Consider the following 20,941-nt stretch of genomic DNA (forward strand, 5'->3'; position numbering starts at 1 on the left):
TAAACATGACTTAACTCATAATCATAACGAAAACCGAGGCAACACCTATGGAACTTCAAACTTTACTGATCGATGGCATGGTACTTATCAGCATTATCTTGTTAGCCATTGCACCCCTTGCCGTTAGGCGCTGGCAAGGGAGGCATCTAAAACAGCGGACGCTTTAAACGTGAATGCCTAGGTATTCAAATTATTTATCTCAATTTAAGACGATCACCCTTCACGGTTTTTAAACGGATTCTCTTATGGAACTCGATACAGCGTTACTTTCTCGCCTACAATTTGCGTTTACAGTGAGCTTTCACATCATCTTCCCAAGCATCACTATTGGCTTAGCCACTTTGATTGCCATTTGGGAAGGTCTATGGCTCAAAACCCATGATCCACGCTACTTACAGTTGGCCAAATTTTGGATCAAGCCATTTGCCATTACCTTTGGTATGGGGGTGGTGTCAGGAATCGTCCTGTCGTATGAGTTTGGCACCAACTTCTCGAAATTTTCCGATATTGTCGGCCCTGTATTAGGCCCCTTAATGGCCTATGAAGTATTGACTGCGTTTTTCTTAGAGGCGGGCTTTTTAGGTGTCATGCTGTTTGGCTGGCAGCGTGTCGGACGAAAACTGCACTTTTTCGCAACGGTCACAGTCGCCGTGGGGACTTGGATATCGGCCTTTTGGATCATCGTTGCAAACTCTTGGATGCAAACACCGCAAGGCTACACCATCGTAGACGGGCAGTTTCATGTCGCCAGTTGGTTTGAGGTGATTTTCAATCCATCAATGCCTTATCGCTTGAGCCATATGCTGTTGGCCTCTTTGATAACGGCGACCTTTGTCGTCGCAGGTGTGTGTGCTTATTACTTGCTTAAAAAACAACATGTGGCGTTCGCTAAAAAAGGGCTGTCGATGACCATGTGGATTGCCTTAATTCTGACACCTCTGCAAGCTTACATTGGTGATCACCACGGCCTGAACGTTAAACAGTATCAACCCACGAAGTTGGCAGCAATGGAAGGTATCTGGCCCGCTGAAGAAGAGCGCGTCCCTCTGTTGTTGTTCGCTATGCCCAATATGGAAACGGAATCCAATGACTTCGAACTGGGCATTCCCAATTTGGGAAGTTTGATTCTTACCCACAGTTTTGACGGTGCTGTTCAAGGGCTAAAAGCGGTCCCGCCGGAAGACCGCCCCAATGTGCCATTGGTTTTCTGGTCCTTTAGGGTGATGGTTGGGCTTGGGTTCGGCATGATTGCTCTGACATTCATTGCCCTATGGCTGAGAAAGCGCGGCACCCTGTTTGAAAACAAACCTTTCCTAGCCGCTCTCGCCCTGTTTACGCCATCTGGTGTCATTTCGGTATTGGCGGGCTGGTATGTGGTCGAAGTAGGTCGTCAACCATGGCTGGTTTACAACTTAGTACGCACCAGCGATGTGGTCTCACCGCTTCCTGCTGAACGCGTGCTCTTCACGCTGATTGGGTTTGTTGTGATTTACACTTTGCTTCTGGGCGTTTATCTATACTTCATGCGCAAACTGATTAAGAAAGGGCCGCCAAGTATGGCGCATTTAGAACAGCAACTCATCGGTATGAAAGCACCTGGCTACGCGTTAGCGTGGGTAAAGAACTTAAAACATGAAGAAGGAGAAAAATAATGGACTTAATCTTGTTTTATTTTCTAATCCTAGGGTTTGCGGTATTGATGTACGTACTGCTCGATGGCTTTGATCTGGGGGTTGGGATTTTATATCCATGGTTTGATCGAGAAGGCGAACGCGATCATTTAATGCGATCGATTTCTCATGTGTGGGATGGCAATGAAACTTGGCTGGTGTTTGGAGGCGTTGTTCTGTTTGCCGCTTTTCCAGCGGCCTATGCGGGCATTCTTTCCACCTTTTACTTACCCATTATTTTGATGCTGTTTGCTTTAATATTTCGTGGCGTCGCCTTTGAGTATCGCTTTAAAGCGCACCGTTCTCGCCCATATTGGGATTTGGCGTTCAGCGCTGGCTCAGCGATCGCAGCGTTTTGCCAAGGATTGATTCTGGGCTCGATCGTCCAAGGTGTCAACGCGGATCAAATATCCGAAGCCAGTTGGTATTGGTTGTCTCCTTTTGCCATTTTAACCGGCTTTAGCGTGATGGCAGGTTATGCGTTACTGGGCGCCAGTTATCTTTATATGAAAAGTCGGTCTCGCATACAGCAACACGCGGCTCATCTGGCGAAACGCTTATTAGTCATTGTGATGCTGGCCATGTTGACCGTCAGCCTATGGACGGTTTTATCGTCCAACGACATTCGTACTCGATGGTTTGATGGGTTGAACTTTTTGTACCTCAGCCCGCTACCTATTGTTTCATGCCTGCTTGCCTTTTTGGCTTGGCGCGGCTTTAACAATAACGCCCATGAAGTACGTCCGTTTTGGTTTGTTGCTGGTATTTTTGCACTGGGGTTTGCAGGGCTAGTCGTCAGCTTATTTCCTTACCTAATACCCAATCAACTGACCATTTGGGATGCCGCAGCGCCTGATTCTAGCTTGAAATTCTTGCTGGTAGGCATTCTGGTTTTCATACCCCTTATTTTGGCTTATACGTTTTGGGGCTATCGTGTATTTGCCGGTAAGGTGGAAGACTATCAGGAGGGCTATTAATGAAACTCAAGTCTTGGCAGTGGTTCGCACTGCTCTATCTAATCGGCATCATCAGTGTGAGTGCATTGGCGTATGCCATGCGGCTGATTATTAACACAGCAGCGTAGTATCAAAAACGAGCTTGAGCAGTCATCCAAGCTCGTTTTCTTATTGGCCTCAAAAGAAATGGGATACTCTTTAAAACGATGCGAGAGAACTTTTACACGCTCACCTGAGACACGGTACACTAGCGTTTCTATTTGAACTTATGAGCGCCATTATGAAAGCTTTTATCGTTGTTTTATTGACCATCATTATCAGTGGTTGTGCGACGTTGTCACAATTATCCACTTACACAGTATCTAATGCTGAACTGGAAAGCGTGCTCGACAGCCAGCTTGGAAAACTACAGAAGCAGTCAGAATTAGCTGGCATTCCTTTAGAGCTAGCGGTTGACGATATGACCGTGGATATCGGCCCGGATGGACGAGATGTTGTGCGTTTAAGTGCTTTAGCAACAGCCAGCATCAATGTATTTGGCTTTAAATACCCAGCCAAATTAAGCCTTGAAATGGAAGGCGCGCCTTACTATGACAGCGAAAAGAAAGCCATCTTTGTACGCTCGTTGTCTTTATTAGATAGCACCATTGATGCCGCCGGTTATAAGGGTAATTTAGCCCCTGTCAGTAAAGAAGTGATGATGCTGATTAATGGTTACCTAGCGTCTAACCCTGTTTACACATTAGACACGACAAACAACACGCTTCGCTTGCTATCCAGTGTTCCATTAGATCTTTCAATTGAACAAGGTAAGCTAGCACTTAAACCTAAGCAGTAATCATCGTTTAAATGGATTTCAACTAGATCTTTGCTTGATGCAGCCAGCAGTAGATTCAAGCCTACTGCTGGTCGTAAACGCAGAATATGAAGTAACGCAGACAAAAATCAGACATAAAAAAGCCGAACACTGGGTTCGGCTTTTTTAAATTTTGGTAGGGCTAGGCAGATTCGAACTGCCGACCTCATCCATGTCAAAGTAGGCTCACTATGAATGTAAGCCACTGAATTAAATAGAAAATATACATGTAAGAGTGGTGTAATTTACCTTAACCTGATGGCAATAAAATCAAACACTTACATACCTATTGGAAATCAAAAGCCGCTCTATAAGAATCTTAGAGCGGCTTTTGATTAGGCCTATTATGTCACTAGAATAGTGCGTCCTGTCCTTTTCGGTTTTCTTCAAATTCCAGAGAAACCATACTTCAACAAAATACGCTTGAACCTAGCTTTGTACTGCTCTTGGTTCGCTGGTGGTAACCATTCATCCAATCCTTTAGCCCCTTTTGAACGGTTTAGGGATGCTTCAACAGCCACAAGATTCACTGGATCGTTAGCAAACTGCTCGCGTTTTTCTTGACTCCATTTATCTGCACCATGATCCCATGCCCACTTTAGAGGAACCACATGATCAATATCCATTGTTGAGGCGTCAAAGATCACTTCGCCACTGTACGTCGAAATCCAACGACCGAAAGTCACTCGACACTGTTTCTCATCTGCGAATCGAACGGGGTTAGTAGACATAGAAATCAAAACTTCTTGACGCGTATTCTGACAGTCTCTATCAGCATCATCCCAGCCATGACCAAACTTATCACGACTATAGCCAACTTCTGTTTTATTTTTAGCCGCTGAGCTATGCCCTTTAGGCAACTTGCCACCAGCCGCCAAACAACCTTCTAGCGTATCAAAAGATGTAAAAATTTTGGTCCTCGAATAATATGAGGAGCTTGCGTCATGACAGATCCCTGATTTTGATTGTTTTACGACTTCTGCATTAGCTAGAGACGAAAATAGAGCCAGTGCAATTACCAGATACTTCATACATCCTCCTGTTTTGACTAACTATATCTGTTTACACTGCACTCCGCAGCTGTACCCGCCTCGTTTTGTTATTTCGTGTTCTACGCGATCTATGAGCCATTGCCCGTTTATTCCGGAACGAAATCCGCTGACGTTGATGGCTCCACCGGCGACGAGGTAGGGATTACCCACAACATCCAGCTCTAGGCGCTGTTCGTTGCGCTGGCTGCGTTTGTATTCTGCATCCGCGGCGGCCTGAGCTTCGTCTTCGGTACCATACGTTTTAGTGAGTCGCTTGGCAGGTTCGCCGCTTCCCACTTTGATCTCGAGCGTGCTGGCGGTGGGGATATCTCGGTACCGCGCTATGACGCTGCCGGATTTGACGCGGCGGCTGATGAGCAATCGGTGACCGCCCGTTTGTTCGCGTGTGTAATCCACATCGGGGATGCTGGTACCTGCTGGCGTGGTGAGGTCACCGCGCTTGGCGAATACGAGATAGTCGCCGCTTGGCTTGGCGATCGCGTCGTATTGTTTGGATAGTCGAGTGAGCAACGCCATGTCGGACTCGTTCACTTGATCCACATGGGGCAATACGATTGTATTGAATTCCGACGCAACAGTGGGCGTGATGCCATGCTCTGCGCCGACCGATCGCACTAGATCACCCAACGTGGTACCGGCTTCCCATGCTCGCGTTTTTTGCGTTGTCATGAGTATTTTTGAGCCTTGAGCGCCTTCTGTTTGCACGACTGCTCGAGCACGAATATTGACAGTATCCGGCGGGCCGCTGATCTCGATTTCGTCGATCATGTATTTGCCCATTTCGACGAGTGTGCCGTCGTAGCCTAATGACACCTCAAGCTCTGTGCCAGGCTCTGGAATAGTGAGCTCTGTTTCGCCATGATCTGAAAGAGCAATATCGACTTCATCGGCGTTATCGCCTGACTCGTCCGTGAGTCGTAGGCTGATCAAGCGTTCATTGAGCTTGTTAGTAATATCGGTGCCGTTGGCTTTGACTTTGAATGCAGGAGCCACATCGACACCGCCAATCAATCCTTGGGCGATTTGTTCAATTAACTCCATAAACGCACCCCTTGGGTTGTTGTGACTAATTCAAGGTCGGGCAGATTAATCACGACACCTGCAGGCAGCACAAGCGGCTGTCGAGCAAGATGCGGATTTGCATCAAATACCCGCTCAACCACGCGTGCTGACTGCGTTTTGTAGTGTTTCCAGACAATGTAATCAACCGTGTCTTGTTCCACTGAATTATAAGAAGCTGGCAAAACTCAAGCCCTCCTGATAACGCTTCAACTCCATCTTGAACGTCTGTTTGCGCGGTGCACCACGTTCAAAAAATGGCCCTTGCTCTTCCTCAACAGACAACACGATCCACTTACCCATGGGCACCCCAGCACCGCTGACCATCAGCTGAGGCAATCCACTGTCACCGATCGCGCGCAGTGCCGCCAGTTGCACGGGGCCACCGGCGTAGTGCGGGTACACTACGCCTTCGAGAGAAATCACTTCCTCCCCTGGTCCCATGTATTGCTGGGCGTCACGTTGCCCGATCAATGCTTGCGTTTGCCAATCCCACGACTTACGTCGAGTCAATTTCTGATACGCGGCGGTATCAATAGAAAACGGGAATATTCCCAAAACCATCATGATATCCGGCATTAGAATGCTCCACTTGGTTGATCAGAGAGGGAACCGCGCATTTTCTGACGTAAGATGCGCTCGATTTCAGCCGCCAACTGACGACCATCTTGCCCCGGTTGCTGATTGACAGTGATGTGGTTGGTGATCGTGTAGTTGTGTTCGGTTTTCGCTGAGCGCTGGTCATTGACCGTTGAGCTGTTTGATCGATGATCATTTGCAATTGCATTTTTTACGACATTTGAGCGACGATCATTCACTGTTGAGTTATTCACTACGCTAGAGCGCTGGTCATTGACAGTAGAGCTGTTTGCGACGTTTGAGCGCTGGTCGTTCACAATTGAATTGCTTGCAACCTGAGCCGTGGCGTCTTTCACGCGCTGCTGTGTCTCTGATTTAACGGGCTCATCGTTTGAAAACGGATTTAAGCGACTGAAGAAACCGCTTTGCTCGACCGCTTTGCCGATTTTAGGCGCCTTCTTCGCTGGCTCTTCGTCATCCCCAAAGCTAAACCAGCCTTTTACAGTGCTGCCGACGTTTTTCAATGATGAAAATTTGTCGATCACACTGCCGATTCGATCAACAATCGAGTCGATAAAACCGACGATCGTGTTTTTAATGCCACTGAACATGCCTAAAACACTGTCACCCACACCCGAAAAGGCGCCGATAATACGACTCGGGAGCGTAAACACGGTTTTAAATGCAGAGGCATAGAAATTGACGATGGTTTCACCGACGGACATCAAACCACGGCCAACTGTTTTCGCGCCTTCCCATGCGCTTGTGAAGAAACCGACAACCCCACCGACCCACGCTTTTGCGCTGGCGATAACAGCACGGGCAGCTCCATCCACGACTTCACGGAACCATTCAACTTTGTTATATGCGAGATATAATCCCGCGCCGATCGCTGCTATTGCGCCGACAACTAATCCAATTGGATTAGCGAGCATGGCGAATTTGCCAAACGTGAAAATGAGCTTACCTACAGTGAACAGAGTAGATGCAAGGCTGGCTCCGAACGTAACCACCGACGCGATCGCTTTCCCTGCGAAAACGGTACCGACGATCATACCGAGGTTTTCATAGCCGCCGACCATTCCTGCAACCGTCTCCGTCACTCGACTGATCGTTTGAACAGTCGATGTGAGCCCCTGAACTACTTGCCCGATCACCGGCACGGCTTTACGCAGTCCAGAAGCCAAGTTTTTAGAGAACTCAATCACTTGACCACGGTTTTCACGCAGCCACGCCGACATTTCGCCCATCATGTCTGTAATAACGGGCATGATCGCGGAGCCGATCGTGTTCTTAAAGCCAGCCATGCCGAGCTTGGCATTAAGCAAGGCATCTTGAAATGCCTCAGCATCTCGCGCCGCTTGCTCGCTGAGCACATACCCTGTATCACGCGCATCTTTGCGCAATTGCTTGAGGCCGTCACTACCGTCCTTGAGCATGTTCACCATGGACACGCCCTCTGAGTCAAAGAACTTGAAGGCCAAGCGCACTCGATCGGACTGGTTTTCTACTCCTTTCAATGCGTCCGCGATTTCGTTCATGGCTTCGTCAGGCGTCATACTAGCCAGCGCTTGCGCAGACAGCCCCAACTCTTCGATCGCGTCCTTAGCAGCACCTGAGCCATTCTTGGCTTCTGCCAAACGTCGCACCATGCGCTGCATTGCCATGTCCATCGTATTCGATGACACGCCCGAGCGTTCCGCAGCATAGCGCAGCTCTTGCAGCGCTCCGATCTGCAAGCCCAGCTTATCGGCGGTTTTCGCGGCTTTGTCGCCCAGCTCACTCGTTGAGTTCGCCACAGCAAATAGGCCACCACCAACGAGCCCCAAACCAACAGACGCAGTGCGGGCAAATGAGCCCACTCGGTGCGTCATATTGCCGAATTTGTCGCCAGTGCGTCCGATGCTTTTCTGGGTTTTCTCGAGTAAAGCTTGGCGGCGCTGCAGTCTTGCGGTTTCGTCTGCGAGTTTGCGCGTATCAACGCCCATTTCCTTGAGAGCATTCTTTGCAGACTTGGCCGCATTGCGTTGTTCATCAAACTGACGGCTTAGCTTGTTAGACTCATTTCTCGCCCCGAGCATTTGCGTTTCTAGGCCGCTGGTTTCCTTTTTCGCGGCTTTAAACTCACGCTCTAATCGCGTCGCTTCCCGCTTCGCTTGATCCAGCTCGTGAGCTAGTGCGCCGGTCGGATCTTCCGCCCCTTTCATCTCGCGGGCCATTTCGTTGACACGATCGCCCGCACGACGGTACGCAAGCCCAGCTTGATGCGATTTCGCTTTGCTCTTCTCGATCTCATCCGATAAACCGGCGATGTTGTGTTCAACACCGCGCAGTTTGTTACGAGTCTCACGCAGCCCCTTGATATCAAAGCGCTCGATCTGATCTTGCTTACGCTTGATCGTATCCATCGCCCCGCCGATTCCTTTCAGCTGGCCACGCGCTTTATTAGTCGCGCCGACGAGCGTGCGCGACACAGCCCCGCCAATTTCAATGACGGTATTTAATCTTTGATTAATCGCCATGTTTCGGCAGTCCTTCTATAAACCAGAGAAATTCTGATATTCGTAGAGATTGGATCTCGGACCATGACCAGCCCGTGTGACTCGCAAGTGCAAGTGAGTGAGTGCGGATATCGTCGAGGCTTAGTCTAAAAAAGACGAGTACGCGGTTTGCAAACGATCATAGTTAGACAGCTTCATGTTGATCACAACATCAGAAGGAATGTCGCAAAGGTTGGCAAACAGCTGAGTTTCCATGTCAATGTTTGTTTTGGCGTTACTCTGAGCCAGCTTCTGATCTAAAACCGTCGGCTCACGCATTGTGAGCGTTTCGACTTTTTGACCATCGACTTCGATCGGCTTTTTCAGCGTAATGACGACGGACTCGCCGTCGTCAGATTCGTTTAGCCATGCTAGTGCTGGTGCTTCTTGAGCGTTTTGGTTTTGAGTTTGTTGCGTCATGTTATAGCCCCAGCGTTGTACGCATTCCAGTCAGCTGATCTACACCACCGATAATACGAGTGGCACCTTTTACATCAATTTCGTGAATAACTGTTGAACCGTGCGTTGCTTTGAAAAAACGCAGCCGAGCCGTAATAACGACACCACTTTTTTCTCCCGCCTTCCACGTGTCCTGCTCAACCTTCAAAATGCGCGCGGTCATGTTGTGCACTAAAGCAGTGTTAGTCCCATCTTCGTCTTGTAGCCAGCCACGCGCCGTCAACGGTTTAGTTGTGCCTTCACCAAGACCCCACATTTTTAAGATATCAAGATGATAGCCATTCATCTTAAAGGTCACTTCCATTGGAGCCATACCCATATCGACAGCGTCTTCACTGTCCATGCCGCCACCGCGGATTGACTCTGTTAGAATTTCAAGTGATGGAGGCGTGTATTCATCAATCAAACCCACTTCACCAAACCCGTCTGCGGTCAACATAAAGTTCTTTAAAATATCAATAGACATTAGACAATTACCTCTACTGCGTAGCCATTAACTAGCATTGATCGGAACGTCATGCGTTCGTTTGGATATGGCGGTGTGAAATCGTAGTCGATGTATAATCGACCTGATTGGATTGACTCTGGCGTATTCAAGTCAGCGTTAGCCCAGCACGAACCGCCGATGATTTGTCCACGGTTTTTCATGGCACGCAGCTCAGCATTGATACCCTCGACAACATCAGAGACAAGAGTGGTAGTAATGCCACGATCAATGGCCCAGAAATGGGATTGTTTGGTCGCATCATTGATCACATCTGCAGTACGACGCACACACAAATATTTCCATTTAGGATCACCGGATAGAGAAAGGTTCCCCCACAATCGATAACCATCCTCGTAGATGATTGTCGCGATTTTCTGCTCGTTAAGAAGGTTTGCACGTGAGTTTTCGTCACCCAACTCAAAGTCGATGGCTCGCGCTGTGCCAATGATGCCGTTAATCGGCTGATTGGATGGGGACTGATGAAATCCGATGTTGTAGTCTGTTTTTGCAATTACACCCGCAACGCGAGCGGACGCGGGTTCAATTACAGTTTCACCCGCTTTAAAAACCTTAACCCACGGGTCAATTACATAAACGCGCTCGGAACCGAAGTCCGCTCCATACTGCACTGCCGCGTCATCGTTCGTGTTCGGGCCATCTGCGACAATGATTGCAGACATCCGCTCAGCGATGGCAATCAATTCCGCAACAACGGGGTTGGCTGATGGGTTACCGTCTCCATCAACAGGTTTTTGATGCGTAAACCCAGGGGCGCACAAAATACGCGGCACTTTACCATTAACAGACTTCGATGAAAGTAGTGCCTGAATTCCCAAATACTGACCAGTATCAGCATCGGTTCCGCCGATCACATTAGTCAGCGTGTCATTTTCGATGATTTCTTCTTGCACTCGAATCACAACGACGGTTGCACCGATCTGATCAAATATGCCATCAAGCGCCGGAGGCAGCGTACCCCCCCCCGTGCCATCTTCTGTTACATCAAGCTTTGCAGCCTCATAGCGAGACCCTGCTACTAGCACTGGCGTATTGAGTGGGAACGCCATAGGATCAGCACCAGGTGCCGTCCCCACGATTCCGATGATGGATGAGCTGACCTGCTCAATTGGTCGTAATCCATTTGATATCTCATTGACTTCAACGCCATGAAGAAAACCGTTACCAGCCATTCTGGCCTCCTGAAACGAAAAAGCCCCGCAGATGCGAGGCTTGTTAGTGAAATTTAGATACAAAAAAACCGCTTTCGCGGCCTGTGTATATTTAGTTGATTAGAAAGTCTTGAGGCCCGAGCTTGTCCACGAACCAGCGATAAACGGGACGAAGCGGGAATTGATCGCGCTCCATGACATCGTTGAATATTTGCGTGACTGCGCGCTTACTGATCTTGATCAGATTGCGGAATTGGCAAAGCGCATCGTGTATCAGAGATGCAAAATACATCCACGGTTTGCCGAGGCGTAGAATGCCGTCAGGCACGCCAACCCACCAAACGCCAAAAACCGACCATTTCGGTGTGCAGCCATCCCATGCGTAATTCTTTTTGATCGTCAGAGTGCCGTTTCGGATTGTGACCCACGCGTTTTCAAACTCGATACCGCGCAACAGCGGGTGTTTGAAAACGTAATCACGCTCCAACTGATAGAGCCATGGTTTTTTTTGGATCATGACTATTCCTCGGGGGCAATCGGCACACGTTCGTTGTAGGAGCTGTTTACAGCCGACTCCGTTTGCGTACTTGTATTCGTGCTGGTTTCTGTTGTCGTCGCGGTAGACGTATCGTTGTCATAGCTCGCGTTGTACGCTGCGCTGTTGTTCGATCCGTTGCCGCCAGAATTACGAATGCCCTCTGTGGCCACTACGCCAATCGCGGCATAAGGCATGGCAGATGTAGCGATACCGCCAACGGTTTTAATGGCCGTGTTGAGTACGTCATAGCCGTTTGTTTCGCTGGGCAACTGCAACTGATCGCGCGGGTCTTTGTAGGCCACACGACAGCCTGTTGCACATTCGATTTCAAACGTCTTTTGCTGACTGTACTCACTGATCAGCGTTTGTTTTTGATCAGCAGTGAGCGCACCTTTTGATGAACACCCAACTACAGCCACAGCAAATCCCACTAAAATGACTTTACGCATTATCTAGCTCCTTACGCGCTTGATACGCGTCTTCAAAAAGCTGCTGCACATCCGCTGTTTGCAGTGCTGTGTAATCCATCGAATTTAGTTGATCGGTCACATCACGCTCGGCACCGAAACAGTACGTGCTAACGTGCTGAGCAACCGCTTTAGCAATGGGCTCCAGCTCAACCAGCGTCATCACCGCCCAGCCATTGGCACCTTTGAAGTCGATTTGATCGACTAAGCCATTTTTAAGGGATGAGTAAGCATTGCTAATGCGGTTTTGATCTTTTTCCGCCGTATTAACGAACGCCCCGTTATCCAGCGTAATGCCGGCAGTTTCGACACGCCAACGCTCGGCGGCGGCTTGCTCAATCTTTTGAGCGAGCAACTTGTCATATCGCGCCTGCATTTCCGCATCGCGATCTGCTTCGAATTGCTCTTGCGTGATGATATCGACCCATTCGGGTAGATCGTCGCGGTCCGTTGTGCCGTAGAACACAGGATGTTGATCGTTTTTAAGTGGGTATTGAGATTCCAATGCGAACGAGAACGTAATGCCTTCGGGCATTTTGGGGCCGTTGCGCATAAGAGTTTGGGATGCTGGGACGCCCGTTTTAGCATCCACTTGAGTATAAATTACATACATATCTGGACACCTTTAGTCTAAGAGGATGCGACGGACGGGGCGGACTCGTAATCCAGAAACTTTGGATCGTGATGTTTGGTCTCCGTTAATCGCATATTGGACCCACATATACCCATTGGAATCGTATTGAGAACTGGTCCAATAAAATGTGGATTCAAGTGACTCCGACCCATTTACAATAAAATCAGAAACAGACGTCTGAACTGGATCAACTCCTGAGTATGCGTCGCCGACAGGCACGCTATTTAAGTTTTCCCCAAAATATCCACCCAACGGTCTTGCGCCTGTTTTGTTAGCGTCCGTTGACAATTTAAATTTACGATATAAAACCTCAAACTCATCTCGCGCAGGGACATACCAGTCATGATAACCGCCGATCGACAAGCTAGACACATACTGTGCTACTGGGTGAACTGCATCATCAATATTGGATGTATTTAGCTGACCATCCCACAGTGACCCTGTGCCTGCACTAAAGCTATCTGAGTTTTTATACTGCAGCGTTACCTCTACGGACTTCGGTGCAACAATCAACGCATAGCGCGGCCCGTCTGGCGGGTCCATGATACCCACGTAGTACCCGCCACCGAATGGCGTGCCTGGCACTGTCGGCACAAACTGATCTGACGTTGTAAATTTAATCGGATTCGATTTAATACTGGTACCAATCGCGTTACCGGTTTGCTCTACATCGGTGTAGTACTCTGTCAGCTCTGCCAACACGCCACTTGGTACTTTGATGGCTGTTAGATTGACGATGTCATCTACTGATTCCCAAATAACATTCGTCATGGCCGCATCGGTAGCGATACGCCATGTGGCCGAGGCTTGTGTATCTACGCCTGCAGGATACGTCTGAAACGCTGACGCGGTGAGCGTGAGTGTTTCGCCAACATCTGTCGCATTGTGCTCTGGCGATGTGATCTGCGGTTGTGCAACAGCTTGCGTGCCTAGCGCGATGCTAAATGACATCGAGCCCGAATTACGTTGAACGGTCATCATTATGCCGTCGTCGGATTCGGCACCCGCTGGAATGTCCAGCGTGATCACGCCGTTGCTATGGGTTGCCGTGCCAATGTTCGACATCACTGTATACGTTGAAAACGTATCGTAGTCTGTGATCGTGTAGTCGTTTGATGTCCCCTGATAGACAAGATTCGGGCCATTCAGCGAGACGCGAGCCAATGACGCGGTACTGACTTCTTCGTTATTCACAAACTGGACTTTGTCGCCGTCGTTTAGGGGCTCATCCAACACCACTTGCGAGCCACCCGCAGACGACCAGTCGCTGTTCGGAATGCGCAGACCGTTGACGTAAACAGCCAGCCCATTCGTCAGCGTTTTCATGAGTGCAAAGGCCGTTTGCCCTTCTACTGCTGTACGCTCCTCGGTCACGGAGCCGATACGAAATTGAATTCCCTCGGTCGGGTCGTACCACTCCGTGTCGCCGTCGGCATTAGTGGCTTTTTTAAGCAGCATATCCACTTGCCCGCCCACTGGGACCACAAATGGTTTTAGGGCATCCACGTCAGCTTTCGTCGCGTGCGCAAGGAAATCATCAATCACTGCTGTGACATTAGATGCATTGCCAACAACTGTAATAAGATCGAAAAGCATTTCAACGAATGTTTCACCCCCAAACGCGGGCAGAAAATCGGAATATTGCTCGGCATTGGAATAGCTGTATAGCAGCTCGTCGCCAGTATCTGGGTCGATCGCCATCACACCGATTTCGCGGATAAAAAAGCCTTCCACTACGTTTTGATTGGTGAGTAATACATGCAGTTTCGATGTGCCGTCGCCTAGCAGCTCGAAATTCACGATATTCAGCGACAATTTCTCATCAACAAGCGCAACAAGCGGCTCGTAATTCGCAGGTTTTTCACCGTCACCGATCGCGACACGAGAAAAGTTAAGCGGCTGGCCCGTTTGGGCTTTGGCTTGTAGGTTCCGCCCAGCGGCGGTCATTATCAGTCCGGGGAAGTTAGCCATCTAACATCGCTCCAATAGAGTAGTTTGCGCTGCAATGCACAGCGGTTTTTTGCAGTTGAATTTGTGTATCAAATAGCGGCGTCACAGCATGACCCACGTTAGAGCGCGTGGCCGTATTAATAACGCTACCGAACCATGTATTTTGCTGATCAAACTCAGCGCGTACGCCATGGCCTAGGTCTGTTTGAGTGACGTGATTGATAATTCCGCCGAGATAGATATTTTGCTGGCCTTTCTTTTTGATCTGCAGTGAGAAGAAATTAGAACGGGCCGCTTTGGCACTGTTGACCATTCTTACTAAACGATCCCAGTGCGCTTTGCTCTTGATGCGTCCCTCATCACTGACTCGCAGTCGAAACGAATGCGGCGGCGCCTCAAATGCGCGATGCTGGTCAAGGTCTGCTATATCAAGTATCCAGCGTGCAATCTCAAGAATTGCGCCTTTTGTGCCTTTGCGACGGTGGTAATCCGCTGATTGAGCGATCATCTCGCGCTTTTCTTGCTCGGTAAGTTCGTCGTGCCAGCCCTCCACGCTTAGCGCCCACGCCAGCCACGCGAGATGCGTTTCTGGGCAGGTTTGAGGATTCCACAGCGTGTGAATCGGCACCGGTACATCACTGATGCGTGACATGGACGCTTCTAAATCGCGTTCATATTGCGTGCTGTTTGGCGGTAATAGTGAACTCATTCAGCCACCCCGCCGTAATCAAGATTGATGCCTGTGCAGTACGCTGCTTGACGCTTGCCGATGATGATGTTTGCTGTCGGTGCGTGAAGCTCTACGCGCTGTACGCCCGTTTGATGAAGCGCAGCATAAATACCTGACAATGTGATGTCATAGCCCAGACGATGAGCACCCGCGACGTAAGTATTTAATGCTGCAGTCGCGTTGGCGATCGCTTCTTCTGCACCCAGATCCGCGTAGCAATACAGCGTCGCGGAGACATCAAACTCAACGATCTGTGCCGATCGCACAAATACCGTGTCTGTCACCGGTGTTTTATCGTCTAACGTGGCTTTAATCTGATCGCACAGCGTTTGCTCCACTTCCCCTGTGCCTATATGGGCCAACAAAGTAAGTGCCACATCACCCGGTTGCGGATCGATGAGCCCAGCATCATACGTAGGAGCTAAGGCAATGGTACCCACGGGTAAATACTGAGAGGCTTGCGATGGGATCGCCACATAATCAAAACGCGGCACATCAACAGAAACGCTTTTAATCTCGCCCGATGCGTTGAGCGCATGGGCGATGTACTCGTTAATTGGCCCCGCCACAGCAGCTGTTTCAAATGCCAACTGTGTGCGACGGCGCAATGACGCGTCGGTTTCCAACACTTCTTCAATCGGCGGCTTAGCCGTGGGATCGCCTTCAATGACTACAGCTCGCTCGATGCTATACAGCGCGGCGAGATTATCGAGATCAGCACCGACAGCATAAGGCAGCATGACGGCGCGAGCGTCGTCGTTAATTTGTTGACGAATCGTGAACTCACGGTAGGCAGCCACTTCAAGCAACACCCATGCGGGATCGCCCTCTGCTAGATTGCCATAGTCTTCGTCTCGCGCTAGAAAATCGGCTTTAATTTCGTCAAATATGGTCTGAAAGTCCAGCGCTCGCACGACGTCCGGGGCGGGCAACTGTGTAAAATCAATCGCGTCCAATGACATGCTATACCTCTAAATTTTCAATTGTGACCCGCTCACCCGTGGGCACATATCGCCCTACAAGATTGAGCGTTAGTCGCCCCTGTTCGTAGCGATGCAGGCTTACTTGCTCTAATTCGTAGCGTGGTTCCCATCGATCCAGCGCTTCAGCAACAGCTTGATAAATGAGTGCTTGCGTGGCGGGATTAACAGGGGCATCAATCAGTCTAAACAGCCTTGAGCCATAGGTTCGGTTCATCACGCGCGAGCCGATCGGCGTGGTCAGCAAACGGCGGATGCTTTGTCGCAAATGTGCGAAGCCATCGAGCGCTTTGCCCGTTGTTTCGTTCATACCCATAATTAGTCCCCTGCAAAGACGTTGGCAGAGCCTGCGGATACCACATCACCGCAATCGATCGGATCGCCGATACGGGCAAGCTGCAGCCCTTCGCAATACACGCTGGATGAGCCCATTAGCACCGAGCCAACGTGACACGCTGGCCCAACACAATGCGGCGCGTACGTGTCTGTTTGACGTAATGCGGGGATGCCATTTACAAAAACCGTGCTAGCCCCCGTTACACTGGGCACCGGCGCATAGCTACCGTGGCCCGTTGAGGTTTTACCCATTTGCGCGACGGATAGCATCGACATACTCCAATAGTTTTAGTTTGCCAGGTGTCCAGTCGTGCTCGACTGTCATATCCAGCGTGGTGGAATACACAGCGCCCGACGACGTGGTCGCGGTCACTGTCAGTGAATAGGTAAACGTCCTAAGCGTGCTCGGGCGAAATTCAACAATTTCAGAACCCATCGGCACTTCGTGCCAGAAATCCGCAAAGATGGATTGTCCGTTATCGAGATAATGAACAAACTCAATCGGAAAGAAGCCTGCAATTGAGTTCGCTTGCAATGTCACGCCTTCACTCAAACTTGAGTTGATTGACCAAATTCCTAGCGGATACGCTGGCGTAATCGAGTACGCATAGCTTGTTACATACGCCGTTTCTTTCTGATCTTCGTCACCATCAACAGCAAGAAGCTTCACAAAACCGCTGACATTTTGCGTCAGCTCATGCAACTCGAAAAACGTCTCATGGATGTTGCCTTCATCACCACCGCCACCGTTTGGATTACAGCCATAGGAAAATTCAAAAGGCATAATTAATTCAACTCAATGCGGGCGCCGTTGACACTGACACCGGACGAATCGAGCGTGATGCTACTTGATCCATGGGTGATTTTTAGTTGTGACGCGTTCATTAAGATCGATGCGTTACCGCCGTATTCGACGTTGACTTTGTCAGCGTTCATTTCAACGGTGGCTTTGTCTGCAAACGTGGCTTTGATCTCGTCTTTGCTCACAGTGACATTCTGTTGATCGACAATGATCTCGTATTTCTGATTTTCGCTGTCGTAGCGCAGCTTGGAGCCGTCCGTAAACTCGGTAACGTCTATCAACTCGCTGGTTTCTTCGGGCACGATGTCATTGCTGTACAGCATGCCGATGATCGCTGCTTGAGTCAGATCACCCGCATGTGACGCGAGTACCACTTGCTGACCAACGCGCAACGGTCGCCAGCGGATGAAATTGCCGCCGATTTCCGCTGGCCATGGAAGCCAAGCGGTCAGAGTTTCGCCGTGAATGCAACGGAGCTTGCGTGTTTCGTAGTCCAGCTCATGAATATTAGCGATGATGATCACAGCAGCTATTGCTTGCTCAATCTCGCGTGTATTCATAACTGAAGACTCTGATCAATGGGCTTGTAATCGTCGATATGATCGGGGCCAACATCAGGTACCCACGATGCCAGCACTTCGCTCGGTTGCGTTGGTTCTTCTGGTAACTCGCCCAAATGCACATCATCGATTTGCACTTGCACTTCCCAAACAGCATGACTGTTCAAATCATCAAAGCTGTTATCTTCCATTGTTTGGATGGGGGAAGCGTCCCCGCCCTCAATCTTGGCACCGCTAAACAGTCGGGCAACACGTACCGCTAGCTCACGTACTTCACGCACTGGCTTTTTACCGCGGCTTTCTGGATAGAAAACAAGGATGGAAAACGTCACCGAGACTTTATCGATACCTTCATAGACATTGCCGCCGTCGCTAAAATCGACACTTTCCAGCTCGACCACACATTCTTTACGGCGAATATTGCTAGTATTCAGCTCATCGTGCACCGCACTGAACACGTTCAGCGCTTCAATTTTGCTAATGACAGCACTATAAAGGCCATCAATCGTCGTGGTCTTCATAATTTCGCTGCCTTTTTAGCCAGTCGGCCTTTTATATCTGTTTCAAAATGGTGTCTAAAAAGCTCGACGATATCGTCGTAAATCTGACGGCGTATAGCGGAGTCCGCATCGCTTTGAATTGGCGTTTTTACTTCAACAAGCGAGTTTCTGTTCTTGTTTCTGCGACGCCAGGCGGACTTCTTGCCACTGGGCATCTTTGCAATAAACGCTTTTTCAAAGCGCTGACTACGAAACACCACGCCGTTGCTAACTTGCTTCATTCGCCCTTTGAGCGAGCTAACAGGCAAATCATTTAAACCGACAAACAACGAAAACTTACCGTCGCGGCGCTTTAACACGATGCGGCGGCGCATGGCTTTGTTGTTCTTGGTTTCAAGCTCTTTAGACAGCGCTTTCAGTACGTGTCGTTGCACCGCTTTCGCAGTGCGTTGATGGGCACGATGAGCGGCCGCATTGATCTCTTTTTGAGTCAGCTCAATAGCCCCAAGACTCGGCACCAATTGAGCGGGATCGATATCAATCTGAATCATAAATGCGGCTCACGTAGATTTCGGTCCATCCGTAAATGTCCTCTTCAGGCTCGCGATCGACACGGAATTTACGTCCGTTAATCTCAAGCTCGTGCTCAGTTGTGATCCAGCTAATGCCTTTGCCACCAATCTTGGCTTCATTGGCATTAATCGTCACATCACCGCTCATCAGATCAAGAAAAGTGTCATTCACATCGACTTTAATCGGCGTGACATTGCCCTCTAAATCCGTCGCGGTCCCAGAGAGACCAAAATGCTCAACGACAGCGTCATCGAGCATAGCGAATGGATCACTCATCGTCTTTCGTTGGAAGACGTGCAACGCCTGCTTCTACGGCCATCGCGGCATGTTCGCCCAAGTCTTGAGGCTTTGGTGAGGCGATGAACTTAACGCGCTTTTTGTCTTTGCCTTGCGTGTAGAACGTCTTAGTGACAATCAGCATCTTTGATGCCGTCTTCGCTGGAGTTTTGTTCTGATCGTCTTGCTGATCATCAGCAGTTTTTTGTGCAGTGGCCATGGTTTAGGCTCCTAATTGGTAATAAACGGAAACAAAAAGGGCGCTCAATGCGCCCTCTTTTGTGGTGTTGGTTTGGCTAGTGGTTACACTGGACCGTCGATGATTGCGACTACAAATTCGTTGGCATCCGGCATAATTGGCAGCGGTGCTGATTGCGTCATTAGGTAACGCGCGCTTGGGTTTTTATTCACCCACACTTTAGGCCAGCGTTTTGCCCGCGCGACACCGTCGTCGCCCGCCTCAACGTCTTGGATAGCACCATAAGCCATCACACCATCGTAAACAGATGGGCCCATAACCATGCCGTATTCCGGCATTAGGCGCTGACGTTCACCGCCGTCTTTTTCGTATTCACCGTTGTAAACCCAGATATCGTACTGACCGAAGCGGCCCTTAAACTGCACGACTTTCTTGATTTCAGGCGCAAGCATCAGCTCACTGTTGCCGTTGGCGACCTTTGTATCAAGCCCGTCTTTCACAGATTTGAAGCTGGCGAACTCTGAATAGGCTTTTTTGTCGTAAATGATGAGATCTGGAATACCCGAGGACAGGTCGGCAAGCTCTTCAATGATCTGAGCCATATCGGTCGTTTCTTTATCCAGCTGAGACCAGCGCTCTAGACCAATTAGCGTGATGTTGTTTGCAGCATTACGACCATAATCCACTTCCATTGCTTCGTGCTCTTCGGAGCCTTCAATAACGAATTTCCCTGTCAAGACTGCATCGACACACATTTTCTCTTCTGTGCGTACCATTGCCTCTTCTTGATCTTTTAGAAGCTGCGCAACTGTTGCATTCAAGCGCGCGGCTGGTGACATTTTTCCGTTTAGCGCTTCGCCTGGCAAACGCTTCATCATTTGCTTGGGTGAAACTAAATCTAGCGGTTTCATGTAAGGCGGCTGGTAAGATGTGGTGCGGCTACCATCTTGGCGGCGTACTGTACCGGCCACAATAGGCGATACGAACGGTACTAAGCGAAGGTTTGGTACCAGCTCATCGATAGCAACTTTTTCAGTTTCTGAAAAAAGCTCTGTACCAAAGAACATGCGTTTAAAAAATGCCTCAAAAGGCTTTTGTCGTTGTTTCACGCCTAGCAACGTGACCGTGTCAAAATTAGACATAGAGAACTCCTACCGAGTTAACGGCATTTAGAAATTAGAAAAGAGAAATTAAGAGCTAGGCGATGCTAGATCGGCTGGTGGGAAATCGGTGTACCGACGAAAGCCAGCGCTTTTTGTGTAGCCGCTGTACCATCAGGCCACTTGATTGCATCAGTATTCCAGTCACCTGACTTGATCACTTTTTTGTACTCCGCCGTACCGCCAATTGTGGCGTCGAATGCACCAAGATAAACGGCTTTTTGTGAGCCATCTGTCGCAGCAGGATCCCAAACCACTACGGTGCCATCTGCTGTTTTCTGACCTAGCGGCGTTAGTCGCTCAATCGTCTGGTTTGCCCCGATCAGCGCGCGGGCGTTATGCGGCTGCTCTGAGCTCGCCAATTCTTGTACTGGGGTGTAAGTGTAGGTATCAGACATTGTCTATCTCC

Annotated in this window: 27 protein-coding genes; 3 read left to right on the forward strand and 24 right to left on the reverse strand. The window is 49.4% G+C overall.

All coding sequences use genetic code 11. The features are described from left to right. Window positions 1-245: 245 nt before the first annotated feature. From ACPUEK_RS15760 to ACPUEK_RS15770, 3 genes are all read left to right on the forward strand, one after another. Window positions 246-1,652 (forward strand): cytochrome ubiquinol oxidase subunit I, encoded by a 1,407-nt coding sequence (locus tag ACPUEK_RS15760; protein WP_425641383.1) that lies wholly within the window; start codon window positions 246-248, stop codon window positions 1,650-1,652. Next, window positions 1,652-2,647 carry a cytochrome d ubiquinol oxidase subunit II gene (cydB, locus tag ACPUEK_RS15765; protein WP_425641384.1) on the forward strand — a complete coding sequence of 332 codons (996 nt, stop codon included), beginning with the start codon at window positions 1,652-1,654 and terminating at the stop codon, window positions 2,645-2,647. The genes ACPUEK_RS15760 and cydB overlap by 1 nt, the downstream gene beginning before the upstream one ends. A gap of 259 nt (window positions 2,648-2,906) precedes the next feature. Then, window positions 2,907-3,464, forward strand: coding sequence for a DUF1439 domain-containing protein (locus ACPUEK_RS15770; RefSeq protein WP_425641385.1), 558 nt, complete (start codon window positions 2,907-2,909; stop codon window positions 3,462-3,464). 404 nt (window positions 3,465-3,868) lie between these two features. Here ACPUEK_RS15770 and ACPUEK_RS15775 read toward each other — a convergent pair whose 3' ends face one another. The 24 genes from ACPUEK_RS15775 to ACPUEK_RS15890 all read right to left on the reverse strand — a co-directional run bounded on the left by ACPUEK_RS15775 (window position 3,869) and on the right by ACPUEK_RS15890 (window position 20,930). Beyond that, on the reverse strand, window positions 3,869-4,513 hold the full coding sequence (locus ACPUEK_RS15775) for an HNH endonuclease family protein (protein WP_425641387.1): 645 nt from the start codon (window positions 4,511-4,513) through the stop codon (window positions 3,869-3,871). A 21-nt stretch (window positions 4,514-4,534) separates the two neighbouring features. Next, window positions 4,535-5,527, reverse strand: a complete 993-nt coding sequence (locus tag ACPUEK_RS15780) for a contractile injection system protein, VgrG/Pvc8 family (RefSeq protein ID WP_425641389.1) — start codon at window positions 5,525-5,527, stop codon at window positions 4,535-4,537. A 38-nt stretch (window positions 5,528-5,565) separates the two neighbouring features. Then, window positions 5,566-5,778 carry a tail protein X gene (locus ACPUEK_RS15785; RefSeq protein ID WP_425641390.1) on the reverse strand — a complete coding sequence of 71 codons (213 nt, stop codon included), beginning with the start codon at window positions 5,776-5,778 and terminating at the stop codon, window positions 5,566-5,568. Beyond that, window positions 5,762-6,157: a phage tail protein gene (locus ACPUEK_RS15790; protein ID WP_425641391.1), complete on the reverse strand. Its 396-nt coding sequence runs from the start codon at window positions 6,155-6,157 to the stop codon at window positions 5,762-5,764. Before ACPUEK_RS15790 ends, ACPUEK_RS15785 begins: the two co-directional genes overlap by 17 nt. Before the next feature lie 14 nt (window positions 6,158-6,171). Continuing rightward, window positions 6,172-8,694: a hypothetical protein gene (locus ACPUEK_RS15795; RefSeq protein WP_425641392.1), complete on the reverse strand. Its 2,523-nt coding sequence runs from the start codon at window positions 8,692-8,694 to the stop codon at window positions 6,172-6,174. A gap of 120 nt (window positions 8,695-8,814) precedes the next feature. Next, window positions 8,815-9,132 carry a phage tail assembly protein gene (locus ACPUEK_RS15800; RefSeq protein ID WP_425641394.1) on the reverse strand — a complete coding sequence of 106 codons (318 nt, stop codon included), beginning with the start codon at window positions 9,130-9,132 and terminating at the stop codon, window positions 8,815-8,817. 1 nt (window position 9,133) lies between these two features. Next, a complete protein-coding gene (locus ACPUEK_RS15805; RefSeq protein WP_425641395.1) occupies window positions 9,134-9,637 on the reverse strand; it encodes a phage major tail tube protein in 504 nt (167 codons plus the stop codon). Further along, complete coding sequence (locus tag ACPUEK_RS15810) at window positions 9,637-10,848, reverse strand: phage tail sheath subtilisin-like domain-containing protein (RefSeq protein WP_425641396.1); 1,212 nt, start codon at window positions 10,846-10,848, stop codon at window positions 9,637-9,639. Before ACPUEK_RS15810 ends, ACPUEK_RS15805 begins: the two co-directional genes overlap by 1 nt. 91 nt (window positions 10,849-10,939) lie before the next feature. Then, window positions 10,940-11,344 carry a hypothetical protein gene (locus ACPUEK_RS15815; protein ID WP_425641397.1) on the reverse strand — a complete coding sequence of 135 codons (405 nt, stop codon included), beginning with the start codon at window positions 11,342-11,344 and terminating at the stop codon, window positions 10,940-10,942. Window positions 11,345-11,346: 2 nt separating this feature from the next. Then, complete coding sequence (locus tag ACPUEK_RS15820; RefSeq protein WP_425641398.1) at window positions 11,347-11,814, reverse strand: hypothetical protein; 468 nt, start codon at window positions 11,812-11,814, stop codon at window positions 11,347-11,349. After that, window positions 11,807-12,445 carry a hypothetical protein gene (locus ACPUEK_RS15825; RefSeq protein ID WP_425641399.1) on the reverse strand — a complete coding sequence of 213 codons (639 nt, stop codon included), beginning with the start codon at window positions 12,443-12,445 and terminating at the stop codon, window positions 11,807-11,809. Before ACPUEK_RS15825 ends, ACPUEK_RS15820 begins: the two co-directional genes overlap by 8 nt. Before the next feature lie 12 nt (window positions 12,446-12,457). Then, a complete protein-coding gene (locus tag ACPUEK_RS15830) occupies window positions 12,458-14,437 on the reverse strand; it encodes a phage tail protein (protein WP_425641400.1) in 1,980 nt (659 codons plus the stop codon). Continuing rightward, window positions 14,430-15,125, reverse strand: a complete 696-nt coding sequence (locus ACPUEK_RS15835) for a phage tail protein I (protein ID WP_425641401.1) — start codon at window positions 15,123-15,125, stop codon at window positions 14,430-14,432. Before ACPUEK_RS15835 ends, ACPUEK_RS15830 begins: the two co-directional genes overlap by 8 nt. Further along, on the reverse strand, window positions 15,122-16,108 hold the full coding sequence (locus tag ACPUEK_RS15840) for a baseplate assembly protein (RefSeq protein WP_425641402.1): 987 nt from the start codon (window positions 16,106-16,108) through the stop codon (window positions 15,122-15,124). The genes ACPUEK_RS15835 and ACPUEK_RS15840 overlap by 4 nt, the downstream gene beginning before the upstream one ends. 1 nt (window position 16,109) lies before the next feature. Next, the gene (locus ACPUEK_RS15845) at window positions 16,110-16,442 is read right to left on the reverse strand and encodes a GPW/gp25 family protein (protein ID WP_425641403.1); all 333 of its coding nucleotides are present in this window, start codon (window positions 16,440-16,442) and stop codon (window positions 16,110-16,112) included. A 2-nt stretch (window positions 16,443-16,444) separates the two neighbouring features. Then, the gene (locus ACPUEK_RS15850) at window positions 16,445-16,732 is read right to left on the reverse strand and encodes a PAAR domain-containing protein (protein ID WP_425641405.1); all 288 of its coding nucleotides are present in this window, start codon (window positions 16,730-16,732) and stop codon (window positions 16,445-16,447) included. Continuing rightward, on the reverse strand, window positions 16,707-17,246 hold the full coding sequence (locus ACPUEK_RS15855; RefSeq protein ID WP_425641407.1) for a hypothetical protein: 540 nt from the start codon (window positions 17,244-17,246) through the stop codon (window positions 16,707-16,709). The genes ACPUEK_RS15850 and ACPUEK_RS15855 overlap by 26 nt, the downstream gene beginning before the upstream one ends. A 2-nt stretch (window positions 17,247-17,248) precedes the next feature. After that, the gene (locus ACPUEK_RS15860) at window positions 17,249-17,824 is read right to left on the reverse strand and encodes a phage baseplate assembly protein V (protein ID WP_425641408.1); all 576 of its coding nucleotides are present in this window, start codon (window positions 17,822-17,824) and stop codon (window positions 17,249-17,251) included. Next, window positions 17,821-18,345, reverse strand: coding sequence for a hypothetical protein (locus tag ACPUEK_RS15865; RefSeq protein ID WP_425641409.1), 525 nt, complete (start codon window positions 18,343-18,345; stop codon window positions 17,821-17,823). Before ACPUEK_RS15865 ends, ACPUEK_RS15860 begins: the two co-directional genes overlap by 4 nt. Next, on the reverse strand, window positions 18,342-18,875 hold the full coding sequence (locus ACPUEK_RS15870; protein WP_425641410.1) for a hypothetical protein: 534 nt from the start codon (window positions 18,873-18,875) through the stop codon (window positions 18,342-18,344). The genes ACPUEK_RS15865 and ACPUEK_RS15870 overlap by 4 nt, the downstream gene beginning before the upstream one ends. Further along, on the reverse strand, window positions 18,862-19,173 hold the full coding sequence (locus ACPUEK_RS15875; protein WP_425641411.1) for a hypothetical protein: 312 nt from the start codon (window positions 19,171-19,173) through the stop codon (window positions 18,862-18,864). The genes ACPUEK_RS15870 and ACPUEK_RS15875 overlap by 14 nt, the downstream gene beginning before the upstream one ends. Next, window positions 19,166-19,393 (reverse strand): hypothetical protein, encoded by a 228-nt coding sequence (locus ACPUEK_RS15880; protein ID WP_425641412.1) that lies wholly within the window; start codon window positions 19,391-19,393, stop codon window positions 19,166-19,168. The genes ACPUEK_RS15875 and ACPUEK_RS15880 overlap by 8 nt, the downstream gene beginning before the upstream one ends. 83 nt (window positions 19,394-19,476) lie before the next feature. Continuing rightward, the gene (locus ACPUEK_RS15885; RefSeq protein ID WP_425641413.1) at window positions 19,477-20,514 is read right to left on the reverse strand and encodes a major capsid protein; all 1,038 of its coding nucleotides are present in this window, start codon (window positions 20,512-20,514) and stop codon (window positions 19,477-19,479) included. Window positions 20,515-20,579: 65 nt separating this feature from the next. Then, window positions 20,580-20,930 (reverse strand): head decoration protein, encoded by a 351-nt coding sequence (locus tag ACPUEK_RS15890; RefSeq protein ID WP_425641414.1) that lies wholly within the window; start codon window positions 20,928-20,930, stop codon window positions 20,580-20,582. Window positions 20,931-20,941 lie beyond the last annotated feature (11 nt).

The sequence above is a fragment of the Marinomonas gallaica genome, from assembly GCF_049821165.1.
In the GTDB taxonomy this organism is placed as follows: domain Bacteria; phylum Pseudomonadota; class Gammaproteobacteria; order Pseudomonadales; family Marinomonadaceae; genus Marinomonas; species Marinomonas gallaica.